Origin of the sequence: Bacillus sp. 7894-2 (assembly GCF_002272225.1) — a bacterium.
Taxonomy (GTDB): Bacteria; Bacillota; Bacilli; order Bacillales; family Cytobacillaceae; genus Cytobacillus.
Genome location: NZ_NPDG01000014.1, coordinates 1 through 10,345, shown reverse-complemented (window position 1 = coordinate 10,345; position 10,345 = coordinate 1). Strand labels below are relative to the sequence as shown.

The window sequence follows — 10,345 nt, the reverse complement described above, 5'->3', positions numbered from 1 at the left end:
TGCACAGGCAGAGGCTTAGTTGAACCAATCGGGTTCGTAGTGTCGATTGATCGAAGCGTTAGCGGAGATCTTAGCGACACTAGAACGCGACTAACAATCAGTGGGAAAAATCACCCACTGAATGAAGTTTCACTTTATCACGCAAGTAAGAAGGAGGAAATTAAGGTGGCAGAAATCAAAGTTCCAGAATTGGCGGAATCCATTACAGAAGGTACGGTAGCACAGTGGCTGAAACAGCCTGGTGACACAGTCAGTAAAGGTGACTATGTTGTCGAACTAGAAACGGATAAGGTAAATGTTGAAATCATTTCTGAACATAGCGGAGTTTTACAGGAAATCAAAGCACAGGAAGGCGACACAGTTAATGTCGGTGAAACCATTGCTATCGTGAATGAAAGCGGACAAGCTGCACCTGCACCGGAAAAAACCGAAGAAAAGCCTGAGGCAGCTAAAGCTGAAGAACCTAAGGCAGAGGAGCAGCCGGCACAGCCTGCAGCTGAAGAAAAAACTGGCGGACAGCGTCCAATCGCTTCACCTGCAGCACGAAAACTGGCAAGAGAAAAGGGCATTGACCTGAGCCAGGTGCCGACAGCCGATCCGATGGGCCGAATCAGAACACAGGATGTTGAATCCTACAATCCAAATCAGGCAAAACCGGAGGCGCAAGCACCAAAACCGGCAGCCACTTCCAAACCTGCTGAACAGCCGTCCGGCGGCAAAGAAGTGGAACGGATCAAAATGTCCCGCAGACGCCAGACAATTGCAAACCGTTTGGTAGAAGTTCAGCAAACGGCAGCCATGCTGACAACATTCAATGAAGTGGACATGACAAATGTGATGAACCTTCGCAAGAAGCGGAAAGATAAATTCTTTGAAGAAAACGATGTTAAGCTTGGCTTCATGTCATTCTTCACAAAAGCCGTTGTTGCAGCACTTAAAAAGAGTCCTTACTTAAATGCTGAAATTCAAGACAATGAAATCGTTCTGAAAAAATTCTATGACATTGGAATCGCTGTATCAGCTCCTGAAGGTCTTGTCGTTCCGGTTGTCCGTGACGCAGACCGCAAAAACTTTGCTGAAATCGAAAAAGATATCATGGACCTTGCAGTGAAGGCAAGAGACAATAAACTTGCTCTTTCAGATCTGCAGGGAGGAAGCTTCACCATCACAAATGGCGGTGTTTTTGGCAGCATGATGTCTACGCCAATTCTAAACGGACCTCAGGTTGGTATCCTTGGAATGCACTCCATCCAGCTGCGCCCGGTTGCGATAGATGCTGAAAAAATGGAAAACCGTCCAATGATGTACATCGCACTATCCTATGACCACCGCATTGTTGACGGAAAAGAAGCAGTTACATTCCTGAAACGTGTTAAAGAACTGATTGAAGATCCGGAAAGCCTTCTTTTCGAAGCTTAATAAATAATGAAACCAGAGCGGAATTCCGTTCTGGTTTTTTATTGGCGTAGGATACTATAAAAATGAACGATATTAATACTTTGGAAGAGTATCTGAATCCAGCTCCAGCGCCTACCCCCTCGAGGTCACAAGCCCATCCACCCAAAAAGGCAAAGAACGCCTTTCCAGGTGGATCGTCTTGTGCTTGTCGGGGGTGAGCAAGGCGCTTCCGCTTTCGTTATGGAAAATTATTTGCATTAAGGAAACAATGTACAGGTTATGAATAGTATATTAAAAAGCAGGTGATAACCTTGAAAAGAAGGCAAATGAAAATTCTGCAGTATAGTGCCGTGTTAAAGAAATTAGGAGTTATAAGTGAAGAGGACTATGAAAATATAAAAAAAGCAAACAAACTCGCAGCATACGTCCGAAGATAATAAAAAAAGCGGGAATAGCTCCCGCTCTACATATTCACTAAGTATTTGGCTAACTAATATGGAATTTGAAACTTACTCTTTAAACGGTCTTAAGCCGCGTTTTTGAATTTCTGTTTTTAATATCCTAATCCATTCCTTTTCAGACCCTGACTTTAATGCATCACGATACGAGACGACCAGCTGTTCATTACTCATAATTTTCATTATGCATACCTCCTGGTTAAATGGATTGAATATTCTATTTTTTATTATTGTAAAGGTTATTTAAGATTTTGTGAACCCTTTATTAAAAAAAGATTTATTACATTATGGTGACATTTTTCTGCAAATTCTAATCCCAAGAGCAGACAGTAGACGTTGTTTTATAGGAAAGGTAAAATTTATCTAACTACTGAATAAAGGGAGAATCTTCATATGAATGTAACGCTTGATCATATTGTTCACTTTATAAATGCTGAGCCGGCTGCTGCTGCTTCAAAATGGAGGGATCATGGATATAAGGCAATCACCGGGGGCAGTCATGAAAACTGGGGAACTTATAACAGTCTTTTGTACATTGGGCATTCCTACCTCGAATTTTTATCGATTGAAAAGGATCATATTGCCTTAAGTACAGATAATCCTCTTATTAAACAGCTGACAGAAGAAATTAGACTTGGAGAAGGGATTGGCCAAATTTGTTTCCGAACCAATAATATTGAGGAGCTGCAGAGTGAATTAACGGAAAAGGGCTTTAAGACCTTTCCAATCTTTGATGGAAGCAGAAAGAGGGCTGATGGAAGCATCCTTTCATGGAAAATGCTCTTTATAAAGGAAGACCCAGATTATAAATACCCTTTCTTTATTGACTGGGGCATGGAAGACGATAAAAGATTAGAAGTACTGAGACAACAAGGCTTAATTGATGAGAAGCTTGCTGCTAAAAAGATTGAAGCAGTCTATATAGCTTCAAAAGACTGTGAAAAATCTGCTTCAGCATGGCAGGAGATCATTCCAGCTTCCGGGGCTGATATTTATATGAGCCATGACGGAAAAGAAAAAAGAGCATCCATTGTGATTGGTTCAGTAAATATCATCTTTTGCCAGCCATTATACGAGAATGGAAGGACGATGGAGGTCCTTCGAAAAAGAGGTGAAAAGCCCTTTGCTGTTCAATTGACGCCAAGCCTTGAAAAAGAAATATGGCTATATGAAGGTCTTTATTTTTAACGGGAGAAAAGTTACAACTTAAACCTGCTGCTCCTTTTTAAGGGGAGCTTTTTTCATCTTATAAAAATAATAAACTATCACTATATGAAAATATTGAATATTCAGCAATATGTGTTAACATAAAATGTAAGCGTTTTATAACATTCTTCTTAGAGGAATCTTTTGCATAATGATGAGATCATATACCAAGGAGGATTTCTGGATGACAGAATTATTGAATCTTACAGTAGGGAAGCTCCTAGAGGAGAAAGCCGGCCTTCACCCTGATCATGAAGCTGTAGTTTATGCCGATCGCGGGCTCCGAATGAGTTATAAGGAGTTTAATGAATATTGCAGGCTTGCTGCCAAAGGGTTCATGAAGCTGGGCCTTGAAAAAGGGGAACATATTGCCGCATGGTCGACAAACACGCCGGAATGGCTTACGTGCCAGTTTTCAACAGGCAAGATGGGAGCTGTCCTTGTAACCGTTAATACAAACTATCAAGCTGCTGAACTCGAATATCTATTAAAGCAATCTGATAGTACAACGATTGTTCTGATGGAAAAGTTCCGAGAAACCTCTTACATAGAAATGCTATACAGCATTGTCCCTGAACTGAAGGATTCCGAACCGGGGCAGCTGAAAAGCAAAAAACTTCCTTTCTTAAAAAACGTTGTCGTAATGGGAGAAAAGCGCTTTCCAGGGACATACAGCTGGGAAGATATTATCCGGATGGGCGAATCTGTCACTGACAGTGAACTCGATGAGCGGATGGAAAGCCTTGATCCTTACGATGCCATAAATATGCAATACACATCCGGAACGACAGGCTTTCCAAAAGGGGTTATGCTAACCCACAATAACATCGTTAACAATGGATATAATATCGCAAATTGTATGCAATTAACAAAAGATGACCGCTTATGTATTCCTGTTCCATTTTTCCATTGCTTCGGCTGTGTGCTGGGAACGATGGCATGCATATCCGTCGGCGCCACCATTGTTCCAGTGCAGGAATTCAGTCCTAAAGCTGTTCTGCAGACGGTCCAAGATGAGAAATGTACAGGCCTTCATGGGGTGCCGACAATGTTTATCGCAGAGCTGAATGATCCTGATTTCAGCAAATATGATCTATCCACCCTTCGTACAGGCATAATGGCTGGCTCCAATTGTCCAATTGAGGTCATGAAAGGCGTTATCGAAAAAATGGGCGCCAGCGAAATAACCATTGCCTATGGACAAACAGAGTCATCGCCTGTCATAACCCAGACACGGACAGATGATCCAATTGAACTTAGAGTCGAGTCTGTCGGAAGGGCATTGCCGAATGTAGAAGTAAAAATTGTAGAGCCGGGGACAAATAACGAAGTCCCTGCCGGCGTCCAGGGGGAGATGTGTACCAGAGGCTACCATGTCATGAAGGGATATTATAAAAATCCGGATGCTACAAAAGAAGCTATTGATGAGGATGGCTGGCTCCATACCGGGGATCTCGCTGTAATGGATGAGAACGGGTACTGCAAAATTACCGGCAGACTAAAAGATATGATCATCCGCGGCGGAGAAAATATTTATCCGCGTGAAATAGAGGAATTCCTTTATACTCATCCGCAGATTCTCGACGTTCAGGTGGTTGGGGTTCCTGATGCTGTATATGGTGAAGAAGTGGTCGCCTGGATAATTGCGAAGGAAGACTCTGACTTAACGGCAGAAGAACTTCGAGATTACTGCAAAGGAAAAATTTCTCGCCATAAAATCCCACGCTATATGGAATTTATTAAAGAATATCCAATGACAGCTTCAGGCAAAATCCAAAAGTTCAGATTGCGTGAACAGGCTAAAGAAGTCATTGAAAATGCTAATACATTAAAACAATAGCCATACGAAACCTGCAGGGGAACTTCCCGCAGGTTTTTTTTTCATTTTCCATCTTCTTTCGTTCAAAAGACTTAAAATATCTCCTCCTCAGAGCCAATGTGATAAAGCTTTTGAGAAATTAAAATGGAATTAAAGATATGAGAAAAGGAGCGAGAGCAGATGTATGATGAAATGTATGTAATGGAAGCTTTAATGAATGCAAAACAAAAAGAAATGGATTTAATAACACCACACCATAATACCTCAAATAACAAACTAATTTGCAGGCTTCCGGTAATAAAGAATTTGGATGCCTGCCAATGCCAGGAATGACGGAGATGTTTCTCCGTCTTCTTTTTTTGAAAAGAATCTTCAGAAAATGATACTATAATAGACAAAAGAGAGAACCAAGGGGGAATGTTTTGCTTATGACTACACAGAAATTGTTTGTATATGGAACCTTAAGAATGCATGAAACAAATCACTTTGTTCTAAAAGGAAGTCCCTGCATTGCCGAGCAGGCATGGGTATATGGAGAATTATTTGATACGGGACTGGGCTATCCATCTATGAAACCATCACTTGACCAAAAAGTGTATGGCGAGCTTTATGAAGTGCATTTGGATCATTTTTCCGATCTGGATGATTTGGAAGATTATATCCCGGGGAGAAAAGACAACTTATACGACAGGGTAGAACAGACTGTCCATACGGATAATGGAGAAGTAAATGCACTTGTATATGTATCCTCAAGGGATGACCTGCTTGCAGAACCAATCCTTCACGGAGATTGGAAGCTATACCAGCTTATGAAGGATAAGCCGGAGAAGAACTATTATTTTGCTTACGGATCCTGTATGGATGATGAACGATTTTGCGTGGCCAAGGTAGATCACCATTTCAAAACGATTGTAGGCGGGGGAATATTGGCCGGCTATTCAATGCAATACCTGTTTTCCAGAGATGATGGAGGAAGGGCAGATATTATTGAAAATGGCGGTGTTACTGAAGGCGTTTTATATGAACTCCCCTTTGAAGCTGTTGAATACCTGTTCCAAAGGGAAGGTTTTTACGGACAATGGTACCGTCCTGCCTTTGTAAATGTCCAGGCAGGAAGCAAATTGTACAAAAATGTCCTGACTTTCCATGTCTATAATAAAAAAGGGGAGCTGCCCCCGCCTGACCATTACGCTCTTGAAATTCTCCGTGGCGCAAGAGGAAGAGTAAGTGATGATTATTACAAAAAGCTCGAACAGCAGCTGGAAAAATTGGGAGTTAAGATTCGACTGGATGCATGATAGCATACGACTAAAGGATGAACACAAGTTCATCCTTTTTTCTGTATGGCAAGGGTATTCCTTTTTATACAATAAAAACAGATAAAAAATGAATTGGAGGACCATACCATGCAGGGAGCAAAATTATATGAAGCACATCTAAACTCAAGCAATTTGGAAAGAAGCATCAAATTTTATGAAAACCTCGGCTTTAAAGTTGCTTACACAACAGAAGACAGGAAAGCAGCATTTTTCTTTCTGGGTGAAAATAAAGAGAATATGCTGGGCATCTGGGAAACAAAAGACACCCCAATAAGGAGAAATCATATAGCCTTTTCTGTTTCGCCTGAGAAGCTCCGGGGAATTATTCCGTTTTTAACCGGAAAAGAGATCGAGGTCAGGGAAAGCTTTGGCCTATCACCGGCAGAACCAATTGTCCATACATGGATGCCGGCTGCTTCAGTCTATTTTTATGATCCGGACGGCCACTCATTAGAATATATCGCTGTCTTGGAGGGGGAGGCAAAACCACACCTAAATCCAATGCACCTGAGTGAGTGGGAAAAACTAAGCTAATTCCTGCAAAATTTCATTTGGTGGTTTGAAACAGGCTAAGCGGGTGGTATATAACCTTTGCCATCATCTTAGAAAGAGGGTCATCAAAATGAAAATATTAGCAGATAATGGCTTTTATGAAGTGGAATATGATAATGAACATTATGATTATTTGGAATTAGTACGAACAGACCAAATCTGCGAAATTAACTATGTAACAATGAAAAACTCGTTAACTGGAGAAGTTTATACATTTGAGGCTGATAAAATCAAGCGACTTCGAAAAATAATGAGATTAATGCCAGCCACTAAAGAGAATCTGGTTGCAGACAACCGTTCCTATTCATTATAATAAAAACTAAACAACTAAACATATAAGCAATTCAGACTTTGAAGGAGTGGCAAAAGTGATTCATTTAAATTGGCATGAACGCGAAACACTGAAAAAAGTAAAATGTGTGCACACTGATGCAGCAAAATACATTGTAAACCGGGCTTTAACAGCAGGGAATATCTATGATGTAAAAAATGAAACGGAAGAATTTTATTTCATTGTAGACAATTCCGGAAAAGTAAGCGGATTTTATAAAGACTACTTCCAGGATGCTTGATCGCAAAAGAAAACGGCCTGTTATGGGCCGTTTTCTTTTTACCTTTGTGTCGGAAAAATTCTGCGCACAGTTTGCGTAAATTCATCAAAAAATCCTGCTACTGGATGACCTGCCCGAATGTCCTCTGTATATCCTGTCATTCGGTCATAAAAGTCGGGGTTAACAGAAACATATACGTTATCGATGTCCTGATCGACGGCTTTAACCTGATCTGAAATCTTCCCCTCGACATCCTTAGTCAATTCCCCATTTCCATCTTTTAACCTTGCGGCCACATAGGCATTATTGTCAGTCACGATGACATTCGCAGACTCAACCTCTGGTATAGAGGTAATTTTATTGGCAGCTTTATCAGCAACCTTCATTCTCGGAGAATCATTTTGATTATCATTGTCCGTTCCCGTGCGGGTAAGATCAATCCCCGGCTCAGTGGTGCGTCCATTTTCTCCATAGCTGCTGTCGTTCACTTTAGTCGGCTCTGTCAGGTCTCTGTTTCTCTGAGCTGTTTCATTCATATCAGTATCATTCGTGGCACAGCCTGCAAGCAATGCAGCTGACAGTGCTCCTGCCATCAAAAATTTATGCTTAATCATACACATTCCTCCTTTTGATTTTCCCCCTTATCTTTCCAAGAATAGATACTGTTATTCAAATTTCTTTAAACAAGAAAGGAGCAGGCATTAAGCCCGCTCCTCGTTCATTACGATTCTGACATAAACTGCACATGATCAGTTTTATTCTTGTTATATAATCTTCTTCCAAGCCATGATTGAAAAACTAAAAACAATCCGCCCACAGTCCAGTATAGCGGCAAAGCGGCAGGAGCATTTAAAGAAACCAGCATAATCATTACAGGAGACATTAAACCCATGAATTTCATTTGCTTTGGCGTTTGCGCAGTCATATTGCTAAGCGTGAACCGATACTGAAGATAGTACACTATTCCTGCAATGATCGTGATCCAAATGTCAGAATGACCCAGATTAAACCATAGAAATGAATGTGCCGCAATTTCCTGATTTCCTCTAATGGCATAATAGAACCCCATTAAAATGGGCATTTGAATTAAGATTGGAAGGCATCCCGCCGCATTCAAAGGATTCACTCCGTGTGATTGATACAAACCGAACATTTCCTGCTGCAGCTTTTGCTGCTCCTCCGGTTTTTTCACTATTTTCAGTTTTTGCTGGATTTTTTCAAGTTCAGGCTTTAACTTATCCATTTTTTCTTTCATTAAGCTTTGATTTTTATATTGTTTAAGCATTAAAGGCATTAATATCAGCCTGATCATGATAGTAATGAAGATAATGGCCAGTCCGAAATTACCATGAAAGAAGACAGCCGTTCCATGTATGGCCAATGCAAACGGATTGACAAAATAATGATGGAAAAAGCTTGTTCCTTGTCCTCCTTGTGCCTGACAGGCAGATAAGAATATTGGCAATATAGTGATCATAGTAATGGCCAGCAACCGTTTTATTTTTCTCATTCAGGTCAAACCTCCCGCTATATTTTTATTATAAAATAGGGGAGAGGCTTTCCGGCTCATCGCTTTGGTCGCCTTTTTTCAGGATCAGCTTTGCCATCCATGACTGTATCGAATCGCAAATAAAGGCCCGGTCCATGCAAAACTCTGGAAGGTTTTCATATTCGTTTTGTTCATTCCCGATATTACCGGGACTATAAAAAGCTGGCGTGATTTTCCAAATAATTAACAGCTTAGCAGCTAATCCAATGATATATGTTAAATAAAGAGTATATTCTGATGAAATAAAAGACGATTCAATTAATAGTTCAAAGATGTCCATTCACCTCTATTCACATATGTAAGTATAATTGAATGCTGTATTGATAACAATTGCTGATATTGAACCATTTGCAAAAACTTATTTCTTGTCCATTCTATTGTCACTAAATAGGAATATAATAGGAAAAAGTATATATATATTAAGCTTTTGTATGATACACTCTATCAGGGAGATTAAATTATCTCTAGTTCACTTAATGAATGGTGGGGTATTTTGTCCTTGTTCAAACAAAAAACAATTATCACGCTTGCCAAACTCCTTGTACCCTTATTCATTTTGCTGTTTGTCATGCTTGAAGCAAAAGGGATATTCACTGATTTTAATTGGGCTCTCCTTGAGCTTTATATTGACCGGCTAACCGTCCGCCGAATATTTTTTATCCTTTTATTGGGACTGGCTGCACTTTTTCCAATGTATTTTTATGATGAAATATTGCAAAGACTGTTCAGAATAAGGGTTCCTAAAAAAAAGCTTGTATTTTATTCTTTATCTGCTAACGCATTCTCTAACTTTATCGGACTGGGAGGTGTGGCAGGAGCTACACTCAGGTCCTATTTTTATAAAGATTACCTGACAGGCAGTACACCGTATATCAAAATAATTGCCAAGCTGTCACTATTTTACCTAACAGGCTTGTCTATATTGTCATGGGTCGTCCTATTTACCGATTTACATTTGTATGATGATGTAAAACTTATAAAACTCGCCGTCTGGGCTGTCGCTGCTTACACACCGCTGCTGCTGGGCGTTTACTTTTTTAAGTCGTCATTTTGGAATACAAAGCATATCAAGAAGGGGTTTGCAGGGGAACTGCTGACGGTTTCATTACTGGAGTGGCTGTTTATTATCATATGTATCTGGGGAATTGCCAGAGCCCTTGAAGTATCGATTCCATTTTTTGTTTTGTTTCCGATTGTCATCATCTCTGCTTGTGCCGGTATTGCGAGTATGATACCAGGCGGAATAGGATCCTTTGACTTTGTATTTTTAATTGGACTGGAATCCCAGGGTGTCCCATCAGAACTGGGGCTTTTGATTCTCATGTTCTATCGTCTCAGCTATTATATTGTTCCTGTGTTTATCGGCACACCCTTTATCATGAATCAGATTTGGAATAACGGATTGCCAAAAAACAGCTTTAAAATGTAAAAGAGCCTTTAGGGGCTCTTTATTTTTGGCTCTTTTCGTATAAAATGTTGTTTTTGCCAACAAT

The 10,345-nt window shown here is 40.3% G+C and carries 13 protein-coding genes; 9 read left to right on the top strand and 4 right to left on the bottom strand.

Features of this window, described 5'->3' with window-relative positions:
- The first annotated feature begins 165 nt into the window (after positions 1–165).
- Positions 166–1,419, top strand: coding sequence for a 2-oxoglutarate dehydrogenase complex dihydrolipoyllysine-residue succinyltransferase (odhB, locus tag CHI10_RS02985; RefSeq protein WP_095242810.1), 1,254 nt, complete (start codon positions 166–168; stop codon positions 1,417–1,419).
- Between the two features lie 488 nt (positions 1,420–1,907).
- Here odhB and sda read toward each other — a convergent pair whose 3' ends face one another.
- Entirely contained in the window at positions 1,908–2,039 is a 132-nt protein-coding gene (sda, locus tag CHI10_RS02980; RefSeq protein ID WP_035330849.1) for a sporulation histidine kinase inhibitor Sda, read from the bottom strand.
- Positions 2,040–2,249: 210 nt separating this feature from the next.
- Between sda and CHI10_RS02975 the strand changes: the two genes are divergently transcribed.
- The 7 genes from CHI10_RS02975 (at position 2,250) to CHI10_RS02950 (ending at position 7,324) form a co-directional block, all read left to right on the top strand.
- A complete protein-coding gene (locus CHI10_RS02975) occupies positions 2,250–3,044 on the top strand; it encodes a VOC family protein (RefSeq protein WP_095242808.1) in 795 nt (264 codons plus the stop codon).
- A 202-nt stretch (positions 3,045–3,246) separates the two neighbouring features.
- Positions 3,247–4,902: an AMP-binding protein gene (locus CHI10_RS02970; protein WP_095242807.1), complete on the top strand. Its 1,656-nt coding sequence runs from the start codon at positions 3,247–3,249 to the stop codon at positions 4,900–4,902.
- Between the two features lie 159 nt (positions 4,903–5,061).
- Positions 5,062–5,214 (top strand): hypothetical protein, encoded by a 153-nt coding sequence (locus CHI10_RS22190; protein WP_179288935.1) that lies wholly within the window; start codon positions 5,062–5,064, stop codon positions 5,212–5,214.
- 95 nt (positions 5,215–5,309) lie between these two features.
- Positions 5,310–6,179: a gamma-glutamylcyclotransferase family protein gene (locus CHI10_RS02965; RefSeq protein ID WP_095242811.1), complete on the top strand. Its 870-nt coding sequence runs from the start codon at positions 5,310–5,312 to the stop codon at positions 6,177–6,179.
- 108 nt (positions 6,180–6,287) lie between these two features.
- Positions 6,288–6,734, top strand: a complete 447-nt coding sequence (locus CHI10_RS02960; RefSeq protein WP_095242805.1) for a VOC family protein — start codon at positions 6,288–6,290, stop codon at positions 6,732–6,734.
- 88 nt (positions 6,735–6,822) lie between these two features.
- The gene (locus CHI10_RS02955) at positions 6,823–7,065 is read left to right on the top strand and encodes a hypothetical protein (protein ID WP_095242803.1); all 243 of its coding nucleotides are present in this window, start codon (positions 6,823–6,825) and stop codon (positions 7,063–7,065) included.
- 55 nt (positions 7,066–7,120) lie between these two features.
- Positions 7,121–7,324, top strand: a complete 204-nt coding sequence (locus CHI10_RS02950) for a DUF6501 family protein (RefSeq protein ID WP_048011117.1) — start codon at positions 7,121–7,123, stop codon at positions 7,322–7,324.
- A gap of 38 nt (positions 7,325–7,362) precedes the next feature.
- On the opposite strand, the gene CHI10_RS02945 is transcribed toward CHI10_RS02950, so the two are convergent.
- The 3 genes from CHI10_RS02945 to CHI10_RS02935 all read right to left on the bottom strand — a co-directional run bounded on the left by CHI10_RS02945 (position 7,363) and on the right by CHI10_RS02935 (position 9,132).
- A complete protein-coding gene (locus tag CHI10_RS02945; RefSeq protein WP_095242801.1) occupies positions 7,363–7,917 on the bottom strand; it encodes a YhcN/YlaJ family sporulation lipoprotein in 555 nt (184 codons plus the stop codon).
- 107 nt (positions 7,918–8,024) lie between these two features.
- Entirely contained in the window at positions 8,025–8,813 is a 789-nt protein-coding gene (gene yidC / locus CHI10_RS02940; RefSeq protein WP_095242800.1) for a membrane protein insertase YidC, read from the bottom strand.
- A gap of 28 nt (positions 8,814–8,841) precedes the next feature.
- Positions 8,842–9,132, bottom strand: coding sequence for a hypothetical protein (locus CHI10_RS02935; RefSeq protein WP_095242798.1), 291 nt, complete (start codon positions 9,130–9,132; stop codon positions 8,842–8,844).
- Between the two features lie 219 nt (positions 9,133–9,351).
- Between CHI10_RS02935 and CHI10_RS02930 the strand changes: the two genes are divergently transcribed.
- Positions 9,352–10,281: a lysylphosphatidylglycerol synthase domain-containing protein gene (locus CHI10_RS02930; protein WP_286136935.1), complete on the top strand. Its 930-nt coding sequence runs from the start codon at positions 9,352–9,354 to the stop codon at positions 10,279–10,281.
- The last annotated feature ends 64 nt before the right edge of the window (positions 10,282–10,345 follow it).

What these genes read in the sequence shown, in the direction of transcription:
- CHI10_RS22190 (WP_179288935.1), top strand. Translation starts at nt 5,062, where the DNA reads ATGTATGATGAAATGTATGTAATGGAAGCTTTAATGAATGCAAAACAA.
- CHI10_RS02970 (WP_095242807.1), top strand. Translation starts at nt 3,247, where the DNA reads ATGACAGAATTATTGAATCTTACAGTAGGGAAGCTCCTAGAGGAGAAA.
- CHI10_RS02945 (WP_095242801.1), bottom strand. Translation starts at nt 7,917, where the DNA reads ATGATTAAGCATAAATTTTTGATGGCAGGAGCACTGTCAGCTGCATTG.
- CHI10_RS02955 (WP_095242803.1), top strand. Translation starts at nt 6,823, where the DNA reads ATGAAAATATTAGCAGATAATGGCTTTTATGAAGTGGAATATGATAAT.
- CHI10_RS02975 (WP_095242808.1), top strand. Translation starts at nt 2,250, where the DNA reads ATGAATGTAACGCTTGATCATATTGTTCACTTTATAAATGCTGAGCCG.
- CHI10_RS02965 (WP_095242811.1), top strand. Translation starts at nt 5,310, where the DNA reads ATGACTACACAGAAATTGTTTGTATATGGAACCTTAAGAATGCATGAA.
- CHI10_RS02960 (WP_095242805.1), top strand. Translation starts at nt 6,288, where the DNA reads ATGCAGGGAGCAAAATTATATGAAGCACATCTAAACTCAAGCAATTTG.
- CHI10_RS02935 (WP_095242798.1), bottom strand. Translation starts at nt 9,132, where the DNA reads ATGGACATCTTTGAACTATTAATTGAATCGTCTTTTATTTCATCAGAA.
- sda (WP_035330849.1), bottom strand. Translation starts at nt 2,039, where the DNA reads ATGAAAATTATGAGTAATGAACAGCTGGTCGTCTCGTATCGTGATGCA.
- yidC (WP_095242800.1), bottom strand. Translation starts at nt 8,813, where the DNA reads ATGAGAAAAATAAAACGGTTGCTGGCCATTACTATGATCACTATATTG.